Origin of the sequence: Nocardia miyunensis NBRC 108239 (assembly GCF_001613065.1) — a bacterium.
GTDB lineage: Bacteria > Actinomycetota > Actinomycetes > Mycobacteriales > Mycobacteriaceae > Nocardia > Nocardia miyunensis.
On the sequence record NZ_BDBQ01000010.1, the window covers coordinates 158,193 to 182,253 of the forward strand.

21 protein-coding genes and 1 pseudogene are annotated in these 24,061 nt (G+C 66.2%); 9 read left to right on the forward strand and 13 right to left on the reverse strand.

The features are described from left to right. Positions 1–96 precede the first annotated feature (96 nt). Positions 97–1,380 (forward strand): PucR family transcriptional regulator, encoded by a 1,284-nt coding sequence (locus NM2_RS05950; RefSeq protein WP_067664895.1) that lies wholly within the window; start codon positions 97–99, stop codon positions 1,378–1,380. A 101-nt stretch (positions 1,381–1,481) separates the two neighbouring features. On the opposite strand, the gene NM2_RS05955 is transcribed toward NM2_RS05950, so the two are convergent. Then, positions 1,482–1,673, reverse strand: a complete 192-nt coding sequence (locus NM2_RS05955) for a hypothetical protein (protein WP_067664896.1) — start codon at positions 1,671–1,673, stop codon at positions 1,482–1,484. Positions 1,674–2,052: 379 nt separating this feature from the next. Here NM2_RS05955 and NM2_RS05960 point away from each other — a divergent pair, with 379 nt between their 5' ends. The 4 genes from NM2_RS05960 to NM2_RS05975 all read left to right on the forward strand — a co-directional run bounded on the left by NM2_RS05960 (position 2,053) and on the right by NM2_RS05975 (position 4,962). After that, positions 2,053–2,955: a helix-turn-helix domain-containing protein gene (locus tag NM2_RS05960; RefSeq protein ID WP_067664897.1), complete on the forward strand. Its 903-nt coding sequence runs from the start codon at positions 2,053–2,055 to the stop codon at positions 2,953–2,955. A gap of 159 nt (positions 2,956–3,114) precedes the next feature. After that, entirely contained in the window at positions 3,115–3,939 is an 825-nt protein-coding gene (locus NM2_RS05965; RefSeq protein WP_067664899.1) for an SAM-dependent methyltransferase, read from the forward strand. A gap of 71 nt (positions 3,940–4,010) precedes the next feature. Further along, positions 4,011–4,409, forward strand: a complete 399-nt coding sequence (locus tag NM2_RS05970; protein WP_067664903.1) for a DUF397 domain-containing protein — start codon at positions 4,011–4,013, stop codon at positions 4,407–4,409. 274 nt (positions 4,410–4,683) lie between these two features. Beyond that, positions 4,684–4,962 carry a LysR family transcriptional regulator gene (locus NM2_RS05975; RefSeq protein ID WP_067664905.1) on the forward strand — a complete coding sequence of 93 codons (279 nt, stop codon included), beginning with the start codon at positions 4,684–4,686 and terminating at the stop codon, positions 4,960–4,962. Between the two features lie 58 nt (positions 4,963–5,020). Here NM2_RS05975 and NM2_RS05980 read toward each other — a convergent pair whose 3' ends face one another. Further along, complete coding sequence (locus NM2_RS05980; protein WP_067664907.1) at positions 5,021–6,385, reverse strand: NtaA/DmoA family FMN-dependent monooxygenase; 1,365 nt, start codon at positions 6,383–6,385, stop codon at positions 5,021–5,023. Then, complete coding sequence (locus NM2_RS05985) at positions 6,382–7,503, reverse strand: LLM class flavin-dependent oxidoreductase (protein ID WP_067664908.1); 1,122 nt, start codon at positions 7,501–7,503, stop codon at positions 6,382–6,384. Before NM2_RS05985 ends, NM2_RS05980 begins: the two co-directional genes overlap by 4 nt. 140 nt (positions 7,504–7,643) lie before the next feature. Here NM2_RS05985 and NM2_RS05990 point away from each other — a divergent pair, with 140 nt between their 5' ends. Further along, positions 7,644–8,015 carry a hypothetical protein gene (locus NM2_RS05990; protein WP_067664910.1) on the forward strand — a complete coding sequence of 124 codons (372 nt, stop codon included), beginning with the start codon at positions 7,644–7,646 and terminating at the stop codon, positions 8,013–8,015. Positions 8,016–8,063: 48 nt separating this feature from the next. On the opposite strand, the gene eccCb is transcribed toward NM2_RS05990, so the two are convergent. The 8 genes from eccCb to NM2_RS06030 form a co-directional block, all read right to left on the reverse strand. Then, positions 8,064–12,374 (reverse strand): type VII secretion protein EccCb, encoded by a 4,311-nt coding sequence (gene eccCb / locus NM2_RS05995; RefSeq protein ID WP_067664912.1) that lies wholly within the window; start codon positions 12,372–12,374, stop codon positions 8,064–8,066. Then, positions 12,367–12,735: a hypothetical protein gene (locus tag NM2_RS06000; protein ID WP_067664914.1), complete on the reverse strand. Its 369-nt coding sequence runs from the start codon at positions 12,733–12,735 to the stop codon at positions 12,367–12,369. The genes eccCb and NM2_RS06000 overlap by 8 nt, the downstream gene beginning before the upstream one ends. A gap of 95 nt (positions 12,736–12,830) precedes the next feature. Then, positions 12,831–13,844, reverse strand: coding sequence for an SCO2521 family protein (locus NM2_RS06005; RefSeq protein ID WP_067664916.1), 1,014 nt, complete (start codon positions 13,842–13,844; stop codon positions 12,831–12,833). A gap of 1 nt (position 13,845) precedes the next feature. Then, positions 13,846–14,871 carry an SCO2522 family protein gene (locus NM2_RS06010; RefSeq protein ID WP_067664918.1) on the reverse strand — a complete coding sequence of 342 codons (1,026 nt, stop codon included), beginning with the start codon at positions 14,869–14,871 and terminating at the stop codon, positions 13,846–13,848. Between the two features lie 2 nt (positions 14,872–14,873). Beyond that, the gene (locus NM2_RS06015; RefSeq protein ID WP_281182398.1) at positions 14,874–15,824 is read right to left on the reverse strand and encodes an SCO2523 family variant P-loop protein; all 951 of its coding nucleotides are present in this window, start codon (positions 15,822–15,824) and stop codon (positions 14,874–14,876) included. Next, positions 15,817–17,688 (reverse strand): SCO2524 family protein, encoded by a 1,872-nt coding sequence (locus NM2_RS06020; protein WP_067664920.1) that lies wholly within the window; start codon positions 17,686–17,688, stop codon positions 15,817–15,819. The genes NM2_RS06015 and NM2_RS06020 overlap by 8 nt, the downstream gene beginning before the upstream one ends. A 250-nt stretch (positions 17,689–17,938) precedes the next feature. Next, on the reverse strand, positions 17,939–18,757 hold the full coding sequence (locus tag NM2_RS06025; RefSeq protein ID WP_157120900.1) for a hypothetical protein: 819 nt from the start codon (positions 18,755–18,757) through the stop codon (positions 17,939–17,941). Between the two features lie 9 nt (positions 18,758–18,766). Next, the gene (locus NM2_RS06030; protein ID WP_067664924.1) at positions 18,767–19,231 is read right to left on the reverse strand and encodes a GNAT family N-acetyltransferase; all 465 of its coding nucleotides are present in this window, start codon (positions 19,229–19,231) and stop codon (positions 18,767–18,769) included. Between the two features lie 689 nt (positions 19,232–19,920). On the opposite strand from NM2_RS06030, the gene NM2_RS06035 reads away from it, so the two are divergent. Next, on the forward strand, positions 19,921–20,280 hold the full coding sequence (locus tag NM2_RS06035) for a nuclear transport factor 2 family protein (RefSeq protein WP_067664926.1): 360 nt from the start codon (positions 19,921–19,923) through the stop codon (positions 20,278–20,280). A 34-nt stretch (positions 20,281–20,314) separates the two neighbouring features. Further along, positions 20,315–21,094: a helix-turn-helix domain-containing protein gene (locus NM2_RS06040; protein ID WP_084530534.1), complete on the forward strand. Its 780-nt coding sequence runs from the start codon at positions 20,315–20,317 to the stop codon at positions 21,092–21,094. Positions 21,095–21,112: 18 nt separating this feature from the next. On the opposite strand, the pseudogene NM2_RS06045 reads toward NM2_RS06040, so the two are convergent. Together NM2_RS06045 and NM2_RS06050 are read right to left on the reverse strand one after the other, a co-directional pair. Then, a pseudogene (locus tag NM2_RS06045) lies at positions 21,113–21,562 on the reverse strand (LLM class flavin-dependent oxidoreductase); the annotation flags it as partial. A 120-nt stretch (positions 21,563–21,682) separates the two neighbouring features. After that, positions 21,683–22,276: a DUF4232 domain-containing protein gene (locus tag NM2_RS06050; protein ID WP_174575607.1), complete on the reverse strand. Its 594-nt coding sequence runs from the start codon at positions 22,274–22,276 to the stop codon at positions 21,683–21,685. A 308-nt stretch (positions 22,277–22,584) separates the two neighbouring features. Here NM2_RS06050 and NM2_RS06055 point away from each other — a divergent pair, with 308 nt between their 5' ends. Further along, positions 22,585–23,880 carry a hypothetical protein gene (locus NM2_RS06055; RefSeq protein WP_067664932.1) on the forward strand — a complete coding sequence of 432 codons (1,296 nt, stop codon included), beginning with the start codon at positions 22,585–22,587 and terminating at the stop codon, positions 23,878–23,880. The last annotated feature ends 181 nt before the right edge of the window (positions 23,881–24,061 follow it).

Sequence of the window (24,061 nt, forward strand, 5' to 3'; positions counted from 1 at the left end):
ACATCACGACGGTGCAGGAAACCGGCCCTGCGGAATCTCGAAACAATTACGGTGATATGGCAGGGCAGTAACGCGGGGGTGGAAGGGAGTTCGCCAATGTCTGTCAGCACTCCGGACCGGCCGGGCCTGACCATGTCGGGGCGACCGATGTCGCTTCCGCTCAAGGACGTCTGGGCGCTATCGCGTCAGATGGTGGGCCACTTCGTCGAGAACGTCGCGCCGTGCGGGACATTACCCGGCGACGCGATCTACGGCGACGTCACCACCATCACGCGCACCTGTCTGGAGCTGGCTGTCAGCATGCTGGACGGCAAGGACGTGCGCGCCAAGACCGAGCGGCTCGAGGACGCCGCCGGTCAATGGGCACGCGAGGGCGTTCCCATCAACACCATCCACCACGCCATCCACGAGGGCTTCAAGATCGGGCTGGATCTGATCACCGGTGCGGCGGCGCGGCATCAATCGCTCAGCGCCGACCGCGGCGGCGACGACGCGAACGAGCCCATGCTCGCCCTGAACGCAGCCGACTACGAGAACCTCGTCGACGGGGCCAAGCGCGTGGTGGAGATGCTCGACACGATGACCACGGCGGTCTCGATGGCATACGTGCGCGAACTCAAAGCGGTTGTCAGCGAACATCACACCGCGGTACACACACTCACCTCGGCGCTGCTGGGCGGGCACCCCACCTCGACGATGGCGCGCGAATGCGGGATCGAGATCGCCGAGCGTTATCGCGTCATCGCGGTCGCGATTCCGCCGCATCCCGAGGAGGCCAGCCCGATGCTGGACTCGAAAGTGGTGGCACGGCGCAAACTTCGGCGCGTGCAGGCCGAATTGGCCCTGCGCTGTGGCGATTCCCTGTTGTCACTGCTGTCGGTGGACGGCGGTACGCTGCTGATCCCGGCAGAGCAGTTCGACGACGAGGGTTTGGAGAAGCTCGTCGGCCGGCTCTCGCACGCCGCGCGGGTTCCGGTCACCGCCGCGGTCGTCACCACCGCGTCCCTGGAGATCCCGACCGCCGCCGATCAGGCGCATCAACTGCTGGACATGGTGCAGCGGCTGCAGTCGGTGCCGGGGCTGTACCGCTTCGACGATCTGGCCCTGGAATATCAGCTGACCCGTCCGGGGCCGGGCCGCGAATACCTCGGCTCCCTGCTGGATCCGCTGGACGAGCACGCCGAACTGCTCGACACCCTGCAGACCCACATCGCGCACAACCTCAACCGCCAGCGCACCGCCCGGCTGCTACACGTGCACACCAATACGGTCGACTACCGCCTCAAGCGCATCGGCCAGCTCACCGGTTTCGATCCCACCCAGGCCAGCGGCCTGTGGTACCTGCGCTCGGCCCTGGTCGCCCGCACCTACGGGAGCTGACGCGCCGTCCGGCGCCCGCGTCAGCAGCGCGTGCGCCGGGCACCCGGCCGGATCCGATTCCGGTCCCGGTGCTGTCCGATCATGTTGCGAACCAAGCTGTCTCAGCGTTCGCGCGCGGAATCGGGCCGGATCCGCCCGGCCTCGACGAGTGTGCGGTACGCGGCGCCCTTACGCGGACATTCCTCGCGCAGGCAGCCACGATGCCGCTGCATCGTCAGATGCGCCTCGCTGACGGTCAACGGGCCCTCGGGGGCCTCGTGCGGCCAGCCGGCCGGCCACAGTGAGATATCCATATCAGTCGTCGTCCAGACCTGCGGAGAGGTACGCCACGGCATCCAGCCACCGTGCGCACGTGGGCGCGTGCTCTACACCGAGGATTCGGCGCGCGAGCGGATCGGTCAGTTCGTCCTGGACGTCGCGACAAACTCGCCCGTCGCCGAATCGACAAGGTGCCGAACGCATTTGCGTGGTCGTCGTCATCCGACTCCCCCTCCGCCGAGGCGTATCCCGGTGGCCGGCAAGACCATCCGTGATACCGAAAACATGATAATCTGAACGTGATAGATGTTAGCGTGATTATCACGCGAGGGCTACAGCAGGATTGCGATCGGGCCCCGGAAGTGGTTGCCGCGGAAGGAGTTTCAGGCGCTCCACCCGATGCGCCGATGCGCCATGGGTACACGATTACGCACGGCACGAAAACTGCTGCTGGGCCGCGAGATCGAGCACATGCTCAGCACCGCCGGGGTCAGCCAGAGCGAGGCCGCGAAGATCATCGAGACCAGCCAGAGCCGTATCGCCATGCTGACCGTCGGCACGGGTTCGATCACGGTCGGCGATCTCGAACGGCTGGCCGCCGAACTCGGCTTCACCGACCAGACCTATCTCGAATCGCTGAAAGAACTTCGCCGCGACAACCATCGACGCGGTTTCTGGAACACCGGCTACCGCCGCGCCTACGTCGAGGATCTGCGTCTGCTCGTGGATCTCGAGGCGCACGCCGGCCTGCTGCGGGTGGCCGAGGCCGAGATCATGCCCGGACTTCTGCAGTGCGAGTCCTACATTCGCGCGCTGCACGAGCCCGAGCCCACCCCCGATCCGGATCCCGACACGGTCAGCGTGGAGGAATCGGTGCAGGCCAGGCTGGCCCGCCAGGAGATCCTGGTGGCGCAGCGCCCGCCGGAATTCCATGCGATCCTGTCCGAATCGTGTCTGCGCCGCGAGTACGGCGGACGTTCGGTCATGGTCGAGCAGCTCGAACACCTTCTGGCACTGTCGAAACGGGCCAACATCCTGATCCAGGTGCTGCCCTTCACGGTCACCACCCGCGGCGCGGGAGCCGAGGACAGGTTCACCCTGATCCGGGTGCCCTCCCCCGGCGCGGCCGGTGATCTGGACATGGCGATCGTCGAATCCCAGGGCGACATCCGCTATATCGACGACAAACCGGCCGTCACCGCCCGCGAGGCCGTGTGGTCGCGGCTGTCCGCCGCGGCGCTGAGCACCGAGGATTCGCGGCAGTTCATCGAACATGTCGCACGGTCGTTCCGTCGCAAAACGTTCAGCAACCCATAAACGCCGATCCACCGCCACGAGTTCGCCGGACAAACCTGTCGGCGAACAATTCGACGACTCAACGAGATTCAACGACCCGACGAGGAGAGAGCACATGTGCAGGCAGGTCCGTCCACCGGTCCCGGTGACCACCATGACGTCGAGCCAGGAAGCGGCGCAATGAGTTCCGAGGACTTCGAATCACGTGAGATCGATGCGACTCGCCCCTCGGCAGCGCGCATGTACCACTACTACCTGTCCGGCGAGGCCGTGTTCGACGTGGACAAGGTGTTCGGGGAGCGGGTGTTCCAGACCATCCCCTACCTCGACGTGATAGCCCACCACAATCGGGAGTTCCTCCAGCGCGCCACGAAATTCATGGTGGCGCAAGGGATCCGGCAATTCCTCGACATCGGCTCGGGCCTGCCCACCGTGGGGAACACCCACGAGGTCGCGGGGGCGCTGGCCCCCGGGAGCCGGGTGGTCTACGTCGACAACGACCTGGAGGCGGTCAACCGCGCCCACGAGCTGCTGACCGAGCAGGATGCGCTCGACCACACCGCGATCATCGAGGCGGATCTGCGCGTGCCCGATGTCATCCTGGATCATCCCGACACCCGGCGGCTGATCGATTTCGACGAACCGGTCGGTCTGCTGATCGTCAGCGTGTGGCCGTTCGTGCCGGACAGCGACCGTCCCACCGAGCTGATGGCCCGATTGCGCGAGGCGCTGCCGACAGGCAGTTACGTCGGGATGAGCCATGCGTCCATGTCCGAGGTGTCCGCGGAGCTCACCGCCCGGATGGCGGCGTTCGTCGATCTGTACAAGGAGACCTCCGATCCGGCGACGATGCGGAGCCGGGAAGAGTTCGCCTCCTTCTACGAGGGCCTCGAGCTGGTCGAACCGGGCATCGTGTACGCGGTCGACTGGCGGCCCGAGCAACCGGGCGACCCGCAGGATCCGGCGCGGCCGTGTAATTTCGCCGCAGTTGGTTACAAGGGTTAGATATATCCGGTAGATGCGCGGGACGGGCCGTCCCGCGTGTCTGCGTTTTTACTCCGTAGAAAGGGACACCGATGACGCTGCTACCTACCTTCACCGTGGGTGAGTTCCGCAAGGCCGCACGCAGCTCTCCGAATCAGAACTGCGTCCGCGTCGCCCGCAAGCAGGGTTGGACGGCCGTCTGGGACGACAAGCGCAGCACCGCCGCCACCACCCCGGCGACGATGCTGCCGAACAGTGAACTTCTCCTGCTCACCGATGCCCAGTTCGACAGTTACCAGGACGCCGTGCGCGCCGGGGACAGCGGCCGCTCACCGCTGAACGTCACCCGGCGCACCGACGGCATGTACATCTTCCGCATCACGACAACGTCGTCGGATGCGGCACACACCGAAGTCGAACTCGTCTTCGATCAGGATGAACTCGACGCCTTCCACGACGGTGTGTTCAACCACGAGTTCGATCACGCCTGAGGCCGAGCCGAACACGTCGACGGCGGTCGCGTGGTCTCCGTATGCCGCTGGCATGTTCCCCCGCGACCGCTCCGATAAACCCCTTGCGCACCAACTATTTTAAGCGCAACTCCCGCCGCGCGCACCGATACGCACAGATCTCATCACGCCCGGATGACCCGATCGTGTGCCCGCACAGGCGAATCCACACGATCCCCCTGGTCCGGCCACATCCATCCAATTTCGCCACGACCCGGAAATAGCCGAATCCCTCCGCGCGTTGCACCGATTCGATATGGGTGTGGAGCTGAAACATCTGCGATATTTCGTGGCCGTCGCCGAGAAGCTGAACTACTCGGCGGCCGCTCGCGGCCTGTACATCTCACAGCAAGCACTGAGCCGGATCATCCAGCAGCTCGAACGCGATGTGGGAGTACGCCTTTTCGACCGGACGACACGATCGGTCAGCCTCACCCCGGCGGGCGCGGCATTACTGGAATCCGTGCGGCCGACATTAGCGATGGTGGACAACGCCATAGAGCGCGCCCGCAGCCTGGGGCCCCGGGCGGGCTGATCGGCCCGAGCCGCTCGGCGCCCACCGCGACCGAACCTTCGGCGGCTGCGCCGGACGCTCACCCCCGCCGGGTGAGCGGCGGGCGCAATCCGAGGTGTTCGCGCAGGGTGCTGCCGGTGTACTCGGTGCGATACGAATCGCGTTCCTGCAGTTCGGGTATCAACCAGTCCACGATTTCGTCCAGACCGGTGGGCACCAGATAGGGCGAGATGTTGAATCCGTCGCTGGCGCCCTGGCGGACCCAGCGGGTGAGTTCGTCGGCGACCTGGCCGGGGGTGCCCGCGAATCCCGAGCGGTGTGAGGTTTCCACGGCCACCTGACGCAGGGTGAGGTTCTTCGCCTCGGCCAGCTCCCGCCACGCGCGGGCGATCTCGGTCCGGTCCTGGCCGTCGCGCTGGGCGCCGCGGGTGCCCGAAATCGCGGACGGCACGGGATCTTCCGCGGGCAGCGAGCCGTCCGGGTCACGGTCGGACAGATCCAGGCCCCAGACCTGACCCACCAGTGACAGCGCCGTCGGGCCGGTGATCTGGTTCTCCAGAACCCAGCGGACCTTGTCCGGTACCTCGGATTCCTTCTCCGCCAGCACGATCTGGGTTCCGGGCATGATCCTGATGTCGTCCTCGGGACGTCCGGCGGCGCGCAGCCGGGCCCGGATGTCCTCGGCGAAGTCCGACGCCTCGTCGAAATCCGTTCCGTGCCTGGAGAAGATGACCTCGGCGTGCGCGGCGGCGAAATCCCGTCCTGCCGGGGAGTCACCGGCTTGGAAGATGACCGGATGCCCCTGCGGGCTGCGCGGGAGGGTCGGGGTGATCGATACCCGGAAGTGATCGGTGTCGGCGTGCACCGGGCGCACCGCGTCGGGGGTGAGCCAATCGGGGCTGTGCGTCGAGGGCGCGATCGCGTCGTCGGACCAGGAATCCCAGATCTGCCGTGCGAGAGTGAGGAATTCACCGGCCCGCTCGTAGCGCAGGGCATGATCTGCGAAGCCGCCGCGCCGGAAATTCGCCCCCGTCCACGCGTTGTCGGTGGTGACCGCGTTCCATCCGGCCCGCCCGTCCGACAGCAGATCCAGCCCGGCCAGCTTGCGTGCCAGGTCGGCGGGTTCGTTGTAGGTGATGTTCTGAGTCGCCACCAGACCGATGTGGCGGGTGATCCCGGCCAAGGCGGCGAGCTGGGTGATCGCGTCGGGGCGTCCGGCGATGTCCAGATCCAGGATCTTGCCGTCCTGTTCGCGCAGTCGCAGGCCCTCGCCGAGGAAGAAGGCGTCGAACAGTCCGCGTTCGGCGGTCGTGGCGATACGCCGAAACGTCTCGAAGTCGATCTGCGAGCCGCTGCGGGGATCGGACCAGATCGTCGTGTGGTTGACCCCCTGGAAGAAGATGCCGAAATGAACCTTCCTGTCCGGGAATCGATCCTGGCTCACAGCTGCTCCTCCGCATATCGGTTGGCCGGGCGTGCCAGGCCGAGATTGGCCCGCAGCGTCGCGCCGGGGACGGGCCGGTGGGCTGTTCCGGCGCGGAACAACGGCGGAAGCACCGATCGAGCCAGGACCGGCAGATCCTCGTCGATGACGGCGGGGTGCAGGCGGACGCCGTCGACGTGCCGGGACAGCCGGGTCAGCAGGCTCACCAGATCGCCCGGCGGGCCCGAGAAGTGCAGGCGGCCACGGGGTTCGCGGGCGGCGTGGGATTCCAGCCCGGCCAGACGATCGGCGGCGCTGTGATCCGGAGTGTCCAGGACGACCTCCAGATCGACGAATACCAGCGCATCCCCCGCCACCCGATCGGCCGCCGAGATCGCCGCATCGACGTCGGCTCCACTCACCAGGACGACGTCAGCGGATCCGAAGGACGTGGTACCCGACTCCGAAAACGCTGTGCCGCGAGCGGATTCGTCGGCGAGTAGCGTCGCGCTGTCGGCGAAGACCACGACCTGCCCCTGCGGCGGCCGGGGCACGATCGAGGGCCCCTTCACCGAGAACGTCTCCCCCTCGAAGTCGATGTAGTGCAACCGATCCCGATCCAGGAACCGGCCGCTGCCCCAGTCCCGGATCACCGCGTCGTCCTCCCAGGAATCCCAGAGACGACGGGCCACCTCGATCGAATCACGCTGTTCGCGCCGCACCTCGAGTCCGCCGGTTCTCGGTTCGCGGCCCCAGGCCGCCGCCGCACCGGGATCCACCGTGGCCAGCCAGCCGGCCCGGCCGCGCGACGAATAGTCCAGTGTCGCAAGCGCGGACGCGGTGTGGAACGGCTCGGCGTAGGTGGTCGCCACGGCGGGAACCAGCCCCAGCGTGCTGGTCGTCGCCGCGACGAAGGAGGCCCGGGTCGGCGCATCGATCCGCCCCGCCGGACCCAAGCCGGGCGGGAGGATCGAATCATCGAAGGTGGCCAGGGTGAATCCGGCGTTCTCCGCGGCACTCACCCGCGCCTGCAGTGTTCGCGCCGACAGCAGCCCGGCGGGTTCGTCCCGCGATCTGCGCCACGCGGCGGGATGGTATCCCGCGCCGTCGAGTTCGATACCCACTGCGAAGCGGCTCATACTACGACGATCCTCGCACCGCCGCCCGGCGACCACCATTTCCCTCGGCGTGATCGCAACACCGGGAAGACACCACCGGACGTATCGTCGCGCGGACGGCTACTGTGGCTCCCGATCATCCGTCGATCGGGAGGATAGCGATGAGTTCCAACGGCCTTGGTGCGAACGGTCTGGTCAAAGGGCTGGTCCGGGGGTTCAACAACGGCGTGGTCGCCCTCATGCGGGTTCCCGTGCTCGGCGAGCGGCTGCGCGGCAGCATGGCCGAGATCAGCTACGTCGGCCGACGCTCGGGCAAGACCTTCCGCACCCCCATCGCCTACCGGCGCACCGGGGAGGATGTCGTGATCGGCGTGGCCATGCCCGACAAGAAGAGCTGGTGGCGCAACTTCCTCGGCGAGGGCGCCCCCATCACGCTGCACCTGTCCGGCGGCGACCGCACCGGACACGCCGTCACCACGCGCGACGAGAACGGCGCGGTCACGGTGAACGTCCACCTGGACCAGCCTGCCTGAGCCTCCGGAGAGACTGGGCCGCGACCACTTTCGTACGAGCGAGCGGGCTCACGGCGAGTGGGAGATCTGGATCAGCTCCGGCTCCCGGGATCGAACGAGGAGGATGGCGCGACCGGGTGACAGCGCATCGGCGCTCAGGTCGCCGGTGAGGACCGCGCTCTCCTCGACGGGCGCACGCAGCATCAGGGTCGGTGTCGCCAGTTTGTTCACGCACCTGAGCATTCCGCACTTCAGCGCCTCGTCCAGACCGGTCGCTCGCCGTGTGACGACCAGGTGTAAGCCGAGGTCACCGGCTATCGGCAGAAACTCCTCCAGCGGCGCCAGCGGGTCCTCGCCGTCCGCGACCACCGTGTCGTAGTCGTCGACGATCACATAGAGCTCGGGCCCCGCCGTACCCGCACGGGCCCGCCGCCCGGCCGTTTCGATCCCCTCGCTCCGCTCGACGAGGCGAAGGCGCAAACGCTCGACCTCCTCGCGCAGTTCGGCGGCCGAGGGAGCCGCGATGATCGCCGAGCCGCCGTCCACCGAGCGCACCAGGGTGCGCCGATAGTCGACCAGCAGGATGCCGACCTGTTCCGGGGTCGCGTTCCCGAGCAGGCCCAGCAGAACGGTGCGCAACAGCGTGGTCTTGCCGAATCCGGTGTCGGCGAATGCCATCAGATGCGGATGATCGGCGAAATCCATTGTCAACGGCGATAATTCACGTTCGCCGAGTCCGATGACGACATGTGTGGAATCCTGCACGAGCCCGGCGGCGCGGGCTACCCGCTGAACATCGGCACGCGGCACCACTCGCGGTAGCGGCAGCACCTGGGGCGCATGTCGCGCACCGTATCGGGCACGGGTGTGCCGAACCATCGCGGCCACGCCTTCCGCCATCCGCTGCGGATCCGTGTCGGAATCCAGCCTGGGCAGCGCGACCAGCAGATGTCGTTTATCGGGCGCCAACCCCCTGCCAGGGCGGTTCGGCGGGACCTCCCCCGCGGCGTCCCGTCCCAACCGGGAATCCGCGGGATCGCCCAGCCGCAACTCGATCCGGGCGCCGACGGTGTCCGGGAGGGCGAACTGGGTCCACGGCGGCAGTGTCACCACGACATGGATGCCGTACCGCGCTCCGGTCACGGCGATGGTGAAGATGGTGCGCTCGAGCGCCGAATGGTCCTGATGGACCACATCGAGGCCGTCGACCACGAGGAAGACATCCCCGTATACGTCCGCCGAAATCACCTCCACCGCAGACTCTTTCGCGTCACGCTCCGCCGAATCGGCCTTGTGGGAGCGGAATTCGCGCAGCGACCCGATCTTCTCGTCCTCGAACAGCCGCACCCGGCGATCGAGGAGACCGGCGACATCGAAGACGATGCGCCGCAACCCCTCCACATCCTGTCGCCCGGCAATCGCGCCGATGTGCGGCAACTCGGCCATATCGGCCAGCGCGCCGCCGAAGTCCAAGCAGTAGAACTGCACCTGCTCGGGCGTGCACAGCTCCGCGGCGGCCACGATCAAGGTGCGCAGGGCGGTGGACTTTCCCGATCGCGGGCCGCCGACGATCACCAGATGCCCAGAACCACCGTCCAGGTCGGCGACCATCACATCCAGACGGTGACGTTCCGGGACATCGACGAGTCCGAGCGGCAGGCGCAACGCGCCCGGCAAACCGGCACCGGATCCGCCGTCCCACTGTTCCAGGAGCATTCCGACCGTCGGCGACTCGGTCAGGGGATCGGTCCACAACTGTCGCACTCGCGGGGCGCGGCCGGTGAGCGCCTTCGCCAGCAGTTCCACCATCGGACGATCGACGGGATCCGCACCGCCGACCGGCCCGGGACCCGAGACGAACGCCGCCCGGAACCGCGTCGCGATTCCCCCCGCGGTCCGCAGGTATCCGTAGCCCGGAATGCGCGGCAGACGGTAGGCGGCGGCGGTTTTCAACAGCAGATTGGATTGCGCGAACGAGAACGTGCGCAACACGATTCGATACGACAGATAGCTGTCCAGATCACGCAGCTGCCACTCGTCGGGGCGCTGCGTGCCGAGCAGCAGATGAATTCCCAGCGACCGGCCCAGCCGCCCGATCCGCACGAGCACCTCGGCGAATTTCGACGCGCCGGCCACCAGATCCATGAATTCCTCGATGACGATAACCAGCGCAGGCAGTACCGGCAGCGATACCCCGGCCGCCCGGGCGGCCGCGTATTCATCGATGGTGCGGTACGGGCACTCCTCCCCGATGTACCGCTGCCGCGCGAAGATCTCGCCCTCGAGTACCGCCTGCAGACGCTGCAGCAGGTAGAGATCACGTTTCGCACCGCGAACGTGACCGGCGACGTGCGGCAGACCAGCCAGGGGTTCGAAAGTGGCGCGATCATCGACACCGACGAGCAGGAAGTTCACCCGATCCGGGCCGTGCCGCAGCGCCAGACCCAACACGATGGTCCGCAGCAGCTCCGATTTCCCCGCGCCGGTAGCCCCGGCGACCAAACCGTGTGGACCCGTACCACCATCGGCGATCTGCTCGAGGTCCAACATGATCGGCTCGTCGGGGCCGGCGACGCCGATGGGCACCCGCAAACGCCGATCGGGCTCCCCGGACCGCCACCACCGATCGGTGTCCGGCGAAGACACGTCGGCGATCTCGTACAGATCGGCGAACTTCGCCTCGAGTTCCTGGCCCGCCGAACCCGGACCGGCCCGCGCGCCGTCGTCCCGGCTCCGGAACAGGTCCACGAGTTGCGCCGCGCCGTCATCGGAATCGTCCGACTCGACGGGATCAACGGCGGGTTCGCGAATGTCGGGCAACGCGATTCGGAACGGTTGCTCACCGTGCAGCGCCCATCCGGCGCCGTCCGGGAGCCTGGCCGCTCGATCCGCCGCGACCCGCGAATCACCGGACCTGTGCAGTCGAAGTTCGATCTGCACGCTGAGCAGCCTGGCCACCCAATCCGGCACCTCGTCCCAGTCCCGGAAGGTGGCGACCACGTGCACGGCGTATTCTGGTCCGGTTTCCGCGATGCGTCTGACCTTCTCCTCGACGCCCGGCAGTAGCGCGAAATCCTTCCACCGGTCCAGGATCAGGAACAGATCGGGTACCGGGCCGCCCGGCAGTTCGGCGCGAGCAGCGCGCAGTCTGCCCGGGGAATCGATGCGATGGTTGCGGTACAGCTTCTTCCGGTTCAGGATCTCCTCGGTGACGCCAGTGAGCATGGCCTGCACGGACTCCGCCTCGTCGTCGCCGACCACTCCGGCGACATGCGGCAGGTCACCCATCGAGCCCAGGCGATTGCTCGAATCCAGGACGTGAATGCACACCTCGTCCGTCGAATGGGTCAGCGCCAGCGCCGCCACGAGGGTACGCAGCAGCACGCTCTTGCCCGAACCCGCACGACCGACGATCAGCAATCCGTGGTCCGGAGCGGCGAATTCGAGCTGGACGATATCGCCTGGCGCGCCATCCGGCCGACGTTGCCGGCCGATCGGAACGCAGAGTTTACTTGTCCCCCACCAGCTTTCCGCACGCATCCCAGAGTCCTGCACCTGCTCGAGCCGCCCCAGCAGACTACCGAGCAGCACCCGGTCGCCACCGTTGGCCGACCCCGGCCCACGCCGGGTCTGCGCGATGTACGCCTCGTCGTTCAGCAGGCCGTAGTTGCCCGGGGTCTGGCGGTCCGTGCGGCGGCGGACCTCGTCCTTGACATACGTCCACAGGCTGTGCGTGCTGATCTGCCCGGATCCATTGCCCGCCAGGCCGGTCACGATACCGTTGACGATGGCTGCGGTGAAGGTCGACATCGGCTCGGAATCCTCTGTGCCACGGGTGCCGTCCTCGGCGATCTGCACGCCGGTGCAGGCGGTGAGCACGCAGACCCCTTCTCCCGCGGCCAGATGCTCGCCGACGCCGTCACCGAGATCGACTCCCGCCTTGAGCGCATCGCCGCCCAGGAACGCGCCGCTGTAGCAGCAGTCCAGCAGGATGATCTTGGACGCGGCATTCGATTCGCGAATCATCTCCTTGATGAACGAGGACGAAACCCCGGAACTGCCCGGCAGATTCGCATCGGTATTGCTGGCCGCGAGATAGAGGTTCTGACTGGTGCGAATGCCGTGTCCGGAGTAGTACAGCAGCAGCAGATCCTCCGGGCCGGCGCCGCGGAACATCCGCTCGATACCGCGCTCGATCTCCATCTTCGACTCGTTGACGAGTATCTCCGCGGGCTGGAATCCGCCGATCTCGGGCTCGTGCAACAGGTTCCGCAGCGCGCGCGCATCCGATACCGGTGCGTAGAGCCGAGACAGCGACCGCGAATAGAAGGTGTCGTTGGCGATGAACAGCGCGACCCGGCGGCCCCGCAGATCACTCATCGCTCAGCAGATCCGGCAACTGCCCGACGATCGCGTCGACCTGCCCATCGGAAGGCCGGTCGATGGTGATCTCCCGATCGCCGTTGCGCACCGTCACCGAATTCGCCCGGTGCCGCGTGAGGAACTGGATCAGCACATCGCGAATCGCCAAGGTCACTGTGCCGCCGAGCGCACCGGACACGACCAGCGAACCGACGGCGAAGCCGACACCTGATTTCGCACCAGGGATGTCGGTTACCGGACCTCGGCCGACCGCCACTCCCCGAATCCCCCGCAGATCCGTTTCCAGTTCCTTCATCCGCTGATCCAATTGCCGCATCGCACCCGGATCGAGTGTGACGGTCAACAGCACCTCTGCCATCGCTTGCCTCCCCATACCGACGACCACCTGTGATGGCGTATCACCACTCTAGCCACACTCGGGTCGGCGATCACCGCAGCGATGGGAAGCCGGTACTACAGGCCTCCCAGACCCGCATTATGAGTCTTGGAGTGCTGCAACACTTTCAGCGTCGTTGTCGTCATCCGGTCGCGCAACTGCCCCACCCGTGCGGTCCACTGCCGTGTGAAACCGGGATCGGATTCCAGTCCCTCCCAGATCGGCCGCAATTGCGGCGACGCGTGCGCGCCCGGCATCCACAGCGGCACCAATTCGTCCAGCACAGGGGACAATTCGTCCAGCACCGCATCGGGCTGGGTCTCGAATACGCCGAAGCGCCCGGCCACCCGGCCGATGGCGGTCAGCAGCCAATCGTGGGTCGCGAGATCCTCGCAGAAGCGTTGCGCGTCCGCGATGTGCTCCCGCGGCAACACGATTCGCACAGAACGCACGGTGTCGTCGTCGAGCCGGAACGAGAAGGGCAACGCGTGCTTCGTCGGCTCGCCCACCTCGACCGCCCAGCGCAATCGTGTGGTGCCCGCGCGGCGAAACGGAATCCGCTGATCGAGCCGCGGATCCACGCGAGTCAGATTCGACATCCGTCCGCAGATCGAGGTCAGATCCAGCAGATCCTCCGCGGACGGCCGCAGATAGCCGTCCACCAGGGAACCGCTGGACGCCGACCCGCTCACCGCCTCGACGGTCCCCGGCCGGCTCAGATAGTGCGCCCACGGCTGCCGATCGGATCCGCCCGCGCGGACCACCGTGGTCTGCGACGATCCCTGTAGCACTCGGCCCCCGATCACCACCGTTCGCGAGGCCACGGTGCCGATCACGTGCACGCGTTTGCCGCCTGCCCGAGCCGGACGGCACTGCGCCAGATTGCAGTCGACGCCCTCGAGCCGATTCGGCGAGATCACCAGGGGCACAGGACGTTCCCGGGAGGTCACCGTGCTTCCGAACTTCATCGCGCTGAGCAGTTCGACGCTCGCGGGAGTGTCGAGTACCCGCCGGGACGGCAGCAGACAGGTCTGGATCTCCCCGAACACGGCCAGGATCGACTCGTCCGCACACGCATTGGCATCGGTCATATCACGCCCCATCGACAGGCCTCACCGAGACCTCGTTGATGAAAACGTGCTGCAGACGTCTGGTCAGTTCCCGGGGAATCTCGACACCCTCGCGAGCACCGCGCGCGAGGGTCTGTGCCACGAGTTCCTCGTCGAGATGCACATGGTCGAGAATCATCCGAACCGCATGTTCGATCTTCAGATAACTCTGCGGCAGGATGGACAGCGTCTGGTAGGCGGCGAACGGCGCTGCCTTCGGATTCAGCTGTACCACCGAGGGCATTTCCCACCATCGCTCCGGCCAGCCGGTGCCGCGCGGCTGGGGCTGAACCACCGGCCCGCCGTCGTAGCGCACCATTCCCAGCCGCAGAAGTTGCCAGATCGACGCCAGGTAGGGACACGACCAGCGGATATTTTTCGAACCGTCCTTGCGGATATTCTCGTTCCAGAGCTCGACATCCAGAAATATCGAATGCTCCCGGCGGCCGAGCTCTTCCGACGGACGATACTCCGATAATTGCATGGCCTGTTTCGAATCGTATTCCGAGGACCTCCGGCCATTGCACAACCAGCCTGATTCCACGTCCGGCGGGCGACCGCCGGTGGTCGCGGGAACCGGTTCGGCCACGATCCACGACGCGATCATCTCCGCCAGCGGAACCGAATGTCCGGTCGGCTGGCCATCGACATACTGCGGCGATTCCCAGCAGCTGGCCTCACGGGCGAGATAGTCGATGGTCAGACCGTATTCCTGCGCGACGCCCAGAATCTTCGCCAGCACCTCGGTCGGATCGGTATTCGGGCCGAAATAGTCGTCGATCAGAAAACAGGTGCTCACTCGCGCGGAATTGCCGAACTCGGCCCGGGTGGCCTCGGTATAGAGGTCGACCAGTTTCTGCACCCGCCGAAACTGGGTTCGAATGGGTTCGAGCCCGTCGGTCAGGTCCTTCATGTAGAAGTGGCCGGTTTCGATCGACAGATGGGAAAGCTCCACATTGGCGATCTTCGCCTGTTCGGTCGCCTCGCTGTATCCAGTGCTGAAATCCACGATCAGAAATCCCCCTCCCACGTCCAGGTGTCGTCGTTGACGAGTTCGTCCGCCAACGCGGCAAAGGCACGCACGGTCTCCTGATTGGCGATCTTCGCATCGACGTCGGCATCCAGAATCACCTGTTCGCGCCATTGCAACACGGGTTCGACCGGCGTCGTCCCGAGGGTCACGCTGGTGCCCATCTGATTCGCCTGGGCGAGCTGATCCAACGCCTCGTTCTGCTTCCGCAGCCATGCCCACTGCGGGCCGCTGCCCTTCGCACCCGGCGCCTCGCTGGTCGAGGGCACCGCGGTACGGACGTATCGCATCGAATCGAGCAGTCGTCCCGGGTCGTAACCGAGTTTCGCGCCGTTCTCCAGCAGGCCGTTCGGCCCGTGCACCAGACCGTTGGCGGCGAGAATGTGCTGGCGCGTCCAGCGATGGAATACCAGCCACCGCGCCACCGCACCACGCAACTGCGTGGCGGCCATGGCACTGAGCACGATCTCCAGTGCCGCCGATCGTCCGGCGCTCAGATCAATGAAGGTGACGTCGAATTCCTGTTTACAGATCACCAGTATGTCGACGCAACGCTTCACCACATCGGTCGTAGCACCGAATTCACCGCCGCCACGATCGCCCGGATACAGCGTGAGCCGGTAGGGGTGACGCGGCGCGCGAAGATCCGTGCGCTTGGTTTCCGATCGAATATCGTACTGCGCCGGGATGGATTTCTTTCCGGTCAGGAATCTGTGCAGTCCGTTGCCCTCGGTGGTACCGCGATCCATCCGGTCGATCTCGAACAGCGCACCGGCGGTCGGGGAGCCGAAGTCGAAATCGAGGTACGCGACGTTGCGGCCCTGAATACTGAGTCGATAGGCGATATTACAGCTCGTCACGGATCGACCCGTGCCGCCCTTGTCGGACGTGGAGAAAACGAGTATCGGATCGCGATCGCCCAATTCACTCACCCCTCATGGCATCGAGGGTGGCGAAATCGAGTTCGTCCAGTTCCCGCAGGGCGTCGGCACACAGACTGTGCGCGGTGCCGGGACGCTCGTCGATCAGCGCCCGGGCGCGCAGCAACTTCTTCTCGATATTCTCCAATGTCCATCGATTCGGGGTGTGGTCCTTTTCGCTGAGCTCGAGAAATCTCTGATTGAGCAGGTGGTCCGCCTCGTTGAGCAGGTCCAGCGAACGAGAGGCCGAGGTGGGCGACCGCAGCGGCGGATCTCGATACGCCTTTTCGGCAGCGACCAGACATTCGATGACGCGTTCGGTGAAATACCAGGAGGGCGCATCGATCCCGTTCGACGAATACTCGGCTTCCTCGTCACCCCCGTGGTACGCGGAGAAATACCGGCCCGCGTCGTCCCACAGCCCTTTGGCCGGACCCTCCTGGAAGGCCCGCCGTTCCAGATGACTCATCGTGTCCTGCGCCAGTTCCAGCAATTGATCGCGGGTGGTGAGCGTGCCGGACAGCTGCGCCGCCTGCAGGGTGCGCTTCAACAACATCGGCGCGTAGTCCGAAACGGTCCAGTACAGTCGCGGACCGTCGTCGACGACCTCGCTGCCCTCGAGCGCCAGCGCCACTCCCGGAACGTGCAGCCCTCGGGCGGGATCGTTCACGGTCAGTCGGCTGGTGATCCGGCCGCGTCGGGCCAGTTCGTCGAAAACCGGTGTGGCCCTGGTGAGATCGTCGTCGCTGGCGACCCGGGCGACGAGGTCCTGGATCAGCAGGGCGGACATGCAGAGACTGAAGTAGTCCGATTCCTCGCCGTCGGCGGTGCGCCAGGGAATGTCCTCCAGCGGCCAACGGCCGCTGCCGTAACGGGCCATCGCCGACCAGTAGCGCTGGGCCAGATCCCAGCGCAATTGCAGTGCGTCGGCGAGCCGGCGCTGTTCGATGTCGAGCAGATCCAGTTCGCGGGTGCGCGGTTGGGTCAAGTCGTTGATGCCATCGAGCGCCACGATCGTGAAATACAGATACGGTCGCGAGGCGGCGTATCCCTTCGACGAGGACAGCGGTATGTCGACGAAGTCGATCTCCTGGGCGTCACGCACAACCCCCCAGCTCCAACCACATTCGATCAGCAGGCCCTCGTCCTCGAGATCGCTGTCGGGAGTCTTGGTGAGCGTGACGTCCCGGCGCAGACGGCTACGAACTCGCTCCAGCCTGCGGGCCACTCCGGCGACCACCGCGTCGGGCTCGGAATCGGTCTGGTTGAACATGCTCAGCATCGCCCGGCCGTGCGCGGTGACCGGATCCACGGACCGAACCACGAAGCTGCGCACGAGTCCGACCATGGCCGCGGTCAGTCGCCGGTTGAGGCGCGCCTGCACCGGCTCGAGGATCTCCTCCAGCCGCTTCTCGGTCCGCTTGCTACTCACCCCGCGCAGGGAACCGAGGAACTGCAACCCCGCCAGGCACAGCGTCAGGGACATCGAATACGAGTCCACGACGTCGAGGGCGCGCTGCGACTCCGCGGGTTCCTCGCCCGCGGAATATCGCAGATAGGAGTCCGCCGAGAAGGTCGGCCGACCGTCCTGTTCGTACCGCTGGAGGTAGTCGTCCAGCACCTGCACGATCCGCATGCCGATGCGACGCCCCAGTGGGCTCAACGCTTCCCGGACGTCGTCGGCCATCCGGTCTGGATCATGTAACGCGAAACTCTCGATCTGAGTGGCCGGGTACAGGATGCACAACAACTGCTCGGCGTCGCCGATGGAATTGGAGCCCGCCAACCCGCCCCAGATCCACTCACCATCCCGGTAGCATGCTGCCAGCAGCGAACTCCACACGTTCAAAATCTGCCGCCGTGGCTGGATTCTCATCGACCGGAGTCCCCTTCACCGCTCATCGTGGACGCGCCGCACCGACGGGTCGACCGATTCCCGCTGCGGCGATGTGAGGCGAAGTTAGCACGCGCGACGATGCGCGGCTACGGAACACGGTCGACGCCGTTCCCGAATTCCGTTCGGGACCTGACCCATTATCGCGCAATGTGCCCGATTCGGGCTTTCTTGGCGCACAAGAACTTCGGCGCCTCGCCTGAGTGGCCGCATCCGCCCCGCCCGCAGCGCCTCACATCCGGAACCATTTACGCACCAACAGTGCGAAGAACACCGACATCGACACTGTTCCCGCCCAGGACTCGACCGCGAACAACGGCCGCGCGGCATCGTCGAGGTCCTGCAGATCACCCGGTCCGATCGGATTGAGGAAGCAGGTCACGCACATGTACACCGTGTTCCCCGCCGGAGCGCCCGCCACCCAGAGGCCGATCGCGGTGAACAGCACCAGTTGCACCAGAACCCAACCGAGCAGCCGGAAGGGCCGATATCCGTAGCCGCACAAGACATCCGAGAACAGACCGATCGCGCGCGGCCAGCCGTGTGCGGCACGGGTGCGAGCCTTCGCCAGCGCGAGTCCGCAACGATCCTGCGCGTCGATGTCCTCCGTGATCCGGTACAGCATGCTCGCCCGCTGGCAAGCGAGTGTGGCGAGCAGCGGAAGTCCGGCGAAGAGCAAGCCCAGACGCTCGTAGATCTCGGCGAGGTGCACGCTCTGCCGTTCGCCCAGTCGCAGCGGTCCGCGGAACTCGGCCTCGGCCGCCACCAGTGCGGCGAGCCGCTTGTGCAACGTGTCCTCGTCCGGCTTCTCGGGCGTGGATCGCAGCGCCGCAGTGTACATATCCTCGAACAGCAGGTTGCCCGATTGGCCGGACGGCAACTGCACGATGTGATCGGACAAGTTGTTCTGCAGTGTGCCGGCGTACCGGGTGAGCCAATCCAGCAGCTCCGACTCGGTGATCTCACCCTTGACGATCATGCTCGCGTAATCCGCAGCGCGCCTGTCGATCCGGGTTGAGACCGAGGTGACGAATGCTGAGACCTCCCCCATGGGACGAGTCTACCGGCGTTCCAGCCGACGCGTCATGACCCAGCGAGGCTGCCCCGGACCGAAATACTGGTCGTGGTATGCGACGGGCTGAAAATTCGCCGCCTTGAATATGTTCAGCGCGGGCTGATTGTCCGGCCGCACGGTCAATGACATCTCCCGCGCACCTGCCTCGGAGCAGCACTGCACGGCCCGGTCCAGCAGCGCGCGGCCGAAGCCGCGGTTCCGCAGTGGCATGTGTACCGCGAAGCTGAACAGCAGCGACCGTTCGTCCCTCACGAGAGTCAGCGCGTACCCGGTCAGCGCGTTGTCCAGTTCGGCCACCAGCCATTGGTTGCCATGCAATTCGAACAGCTGGCGCAGCATGAACTGCAGATACGGCTCGGTGAATATCTCGGCCTCGAGCGCCGCGATGGCTTCCATGTCCCCGATGGCCGCCCGCCGAAAGACCGGTTGCCGGTCGTCCGCAGTGTCCATCAGAGTCCTAGCCCCGTTGCAGCAAGCCATCCGATACGCGCGCGGAGCCTCCCCGCACCGCCTGGTTCAGTTTAGCGTCGAATGTACGTATCTTTGTGCGAGAGATCATGATTCGACCGATCGGCGGATTTCGTCCGGGCGCGATCGGCCGCGCCGGACGTTGTGGCTACCGCGCTGTCCAGCACGTTCACACCACCGGCTACCACGCCCGCACGATGCCGGAGTCCGCCGGAAAGGTTGGAATGTGCTGTGAATTCACGTCCGATCCACGGGTCGTGGCTACGATTGTGGTGTCGGGGCACGCTGCCCGTCCGGGCGCGCGGAAAGCGAATTTGTCTGGAGTGAACGACAATGTGGCCGGATATGTGGGGCCATGGTGGCTGGGGGCATGGCGGATGGCATCACGGCGGTTGGCCGCACCCTGGGTGGTGGCCGGGCTGGTTCCCCTTCTTCGGGAGTAGCTAGTCCATAGCCGTTGATGATTCGGTCCGCCGATACACGGGCCGGGAAGATCGGTGGGGGCACTCGTTCCGGGCGCCCCCACCGCTTTTTTGACAACGCACCTGATCCAACCAGGTCCGTTACGCCCCGAGTGCCCCGGCATTACTTCCGGCGTAATCGCACGTCGTCGTCTTCTCCGGCAGGGTTGTGCTCGTTCGGTTCACGACCTCGAAGAAGGAGAATTCGATATGAGCACCTACGACGATGCGGCCCAGCGTTATTTCGCGGCATGGAACGCCACCGGCGCCGAACTGGCCGACGCGGTGGCGAAGGCGTGGACCGAGGACGGGGCCTACATCGACCCGCTGACCGAGGTCCGCGGTCACGAACAGCTGGCCGCGGCCATCGCCGGTGTGCACGAGCAGTTCCCGGGCTTCGTGTTCCGCCCGCTGGGCGTCGTGGACGGTCACCACGACACCGCGCGATTCGGCTGGGAACTGGTCGCACCGGACGGCAGTGCGCCGGTGGCCGGTTCGGACGTCATCGTGCTGGATACCGACGGCCGGATCAGCAACGTGCTCGGCTTCCTCGATCGTGTCCCGGCCTGATCGGATGAGCCCGGCCGCGCGGTACGGTCACACCATGACCACCGCCCCGCCGAGAGTCGGCCCCCTGCTGCGCGAGTGGCGCAACCGCAGACGGTTGAGCCAGCTGGACCTCGCGCTCGCGGCCGACTCCTCGGCCCGGCACATCAGTTTCATCGAGACCGGCCGATCGCGCCCCAGCCGCGAGATGGTGCTGCGGCTGGCCGATCACCTGGACGTTCCGGTGCGCGAACGCAATACGCTGCTGATCGCCGCCGGATACGCACCGCATTTCCCGGAGCATTCCCTGCAGGATCCGCAATTGCGCGAACTACGAACCAATCTGGAGCGCCTGGTCACCGCGCACGAACCGTTCCCGGCCCTGATCCTGGACGGCGCATACGACGTGGTGGCGGCCAATCGCGGTGTGGGACTGTTGCTTTCGGGTGTAGCCGCGGAACTCCTGGACACCCCCAACGCCATGCGCCTGACCCTGCACCCGCGCGGCATGGCTCCCCGCATCCGCAACTACGCCCAGTGGCGCGCGCATCTGCTGCAGCAGATGCAACGCCAACTGGCCCTCACCCGCTCCGCACCGCTGCGCGCGCTCTACGACGAGGTCGAGGCCTATCCCCCACCGCGGGACTGCGGCGAGGAACTCGCCCCGATCACCGCGGCACCCGCACTCCCGCTACTGCTGGAAACCGACGGCCGCACACTGGCATTCATCTCCATCATCGCCACCTTCAACACCCCCACCGACATCACGGTCTCGGAACTGGCCCTGGAAACCTTCCTGCCCGCCGACCCGGAAACCGCCGCATTCCTTGCCGTATAACGACTTTCGCCGATCAAGTCAGGAGACGGTGACCGCGCGCGGGGCCGGGGTCAGCGATGCCTGGCCCAGACCGAGGTGCTCGCGCAGGGTGGTTCCGGTGTAGTCGGTGCGGAACAGGCCGCGGCGCCGGAGTTCGGGGACAACGAGATCGACGAACTCGTCGAAGGTTCCCGGGGCCTGGGCCGCGGAGACGATGAAGCCGTCCGCCTCGCCGCCGTGGAAGCTCTCCTCGATTCGATCGGCGATCTGTTCCGGCGTTCCGGCGAACTGCGGAAGCAGAACGCCCTGAACGTAGAGCTTGCCGACGTCGCGCAGGGTCAGATTGTTCTTCACGCTCAGCCGGTGCGCCACCTCGAACAATCCCTGGGTACCGGGGACGGTGACCTCCTCGATGGGTGCGTCCAGGTCGTACTGCGAGAAGTCGTGATCGGTGTGCACCGACAACGTGATGAGTCCGGAGATCGGGTCGTGGCCGCGGCCTGCGTTCCGCGCTCGATGGGGACCCGGATGTCGTTGCCGAGCCACTTGCCCAAGTCCTAACCGTCGGATCCGCATCCGCACGCGGCGTCGGCCACCGGCGCGCTCGGACTACCTGATCGAAGGCGAGCAACCAGCAGGCAACGATTGCGATCGAGCCGATCCGAACGGACCGGGATCCCGGACCGGGCTCACAGGGGCGAGAACGGTCCGATGTAGGTACCGGGGGTGGGTCGCACCGTCCTGACGAGTCACACCGACACCGGAAGGCCACGGCACGCGCAGTTGGGTGGTCGTGTCCGGGGGCGTCACGACCAGCGTGGCGGGCACCCACTTACCGGGCTGGTAGGTCAGAATGGCCACGACCGCGTTCTTGGGCTGAATCGTCAGGGGTTGCGCGGAAACGGCTTGCCGCGGAAGCGAATACGTGGCGCCGTAGGTCGGATCCTTCGGGCCGGTGAGATCCACGCCCGGAAAACCCTGGGTGGTGCACGCCGCACCCTTGTTCGTCAGGACCACATCGAATTGATGGGGACGCTGGGGATCGTCCACCTTGGGCTTCTGGATGCGCAGATCGAACTGCGCCGCGGCGCACGCCGGCAGACCGGCCGAACCGGTCGCCGCCGGAAGGATCCCGGTCGAGACCACCGCCCCGAACACACTCGCCGCGAGCATCGCCCGGCCGACCGAATTACCCGTTCTCACCCTGGCTCCTCTCGAATTACGTTCCACCCCAAGAGCTTCCGTCTCGCGAGGTACTCGATGCGCACACGGGCCGCAGCACTGCGCCGAGACGTCCGTGCCGCACCCTGTCTATCACGATCCGGCAAATCGGGCGATCGCCGCGCCGCGCCGACGGCACGGATATCCGTGCGAAGTCTTGCGTACGGTGCGGACCGCTGTGACAGAATCGGTCCACGGGCACAGGAATATCCGAGGGGGCGAGGGCAGATCTTCTCCAGCACAGCTGTATTCGTCACCGAACTGATGATCGGCGTGGGGCTGATCGCGTCGTGCGGCTTCGACGCCGGTGTACCGGGCACCTCGCCCGCGGTCACCGCGACTCCCCCGGGATCGGCCACGTCCGGACCCTCCGCCGAGACTTCGTCGGTCTCCGGTCCCAGCGGGCAGACGGCAGCGATCTCCCCTACTCCGCTGTTCACGGCGACGCCCGGACCGGTGACCACGCTGCCGCCCGAGGGCCCGCAGGCGCCGCCGACCCTGCCTCCCGCGCAATCGACGACGACCGGGACGTCCCCGACAACCACCGAGCCGACAACGACAACGACACCTTCCCGGACAACGACTTCCAGGACATCGACTCCGGTTCCGACGAACTCGGGCACCCACTGGTGAACATGCCGGAGCAGGGGTCGCCGCTGCGGTCGGCATTGACGATGACCGGGGTCGCGGTATCGCAGGCGGCGGTGCTCGTCCCGATCCTGTACTACTTCGGTTCGGTGTACACGCGCGCCTATTACGGGTACTTCGGGGTCGATTCGGACATGCTGGGCCTGTCCACGCCTGGAATAATGCGCCGAGCGATATTCCCGTCCTTCTGGCCGATCGTCGTCGCGTTCACCGCGCTGACCGTCGCGCTCACACTGCGACGGCTACCGGTGGCGATCGCCCGCGCGACCCGCCACGCACACCTGGCGCTGCGCATCTGGTTCGGAATGATCGTCGCGGTCGGAGTGGTGATGCTCGCGGTACCACTGATCGTCGCGGGCAATATCGTCCCGTGGTCGATCATGTCGAAGGTGGTGCCGACCGGCACCAACGTACTGCCCGCGATGTTGATGATCGGCAGCGCACTGCTCTGTTACGCCACAATCCTGCGAACCGCGAGCACACTCGAAACATCCTCGGCTGCACCAAATCCCGATCGTCCCACTGCCGAACCGAGCCCTGGACAATCATTCTCGGCGACAGCGTCGGTAATCCTGGTCGCGCTGTTCGTGATCGGCTTCGTCGGCGCGATGTGGTGGGTCGGGAACTACGCTGCCCGGCAGGGCACCAGCGCGGCCAGGGCACTGGCCGGGGCCGGATTCGACACCCGGCCCCGGCTCCTGCTGCTGAGCGTCGATCGGCTCGGCATCGACGGTAGCGGCGTGCAGACCAACCAACTCACCGTTCCCGGCGAGAAATACCGCCACTACTACAGCGGCATCCGCCTGCTCGACCGCTCCGCAGACGCCTACTTCGTGATCCCCGACCGCTGGCAGCCCGGCCGCGACCGCGTATTCATCATTCCTCGCAACGACGACATCCGCATCGATGTCCTCACCACCCACCCGGTCACCCAGTAAGTGGGGATACCGCCGCGAGGACATCCACCGACCCGATTCGCGGCTACGGCGGAGCGAAAAGGCTTGCGCCAGAATACCGTTACGGTCATCGACGCTTCGCCTTCGCCCCACATGATGATCGGCACACACCAACCGGGCTGCCCGAACTCACATGCGGCCGGGCGCGTCGAGCACCTATTCC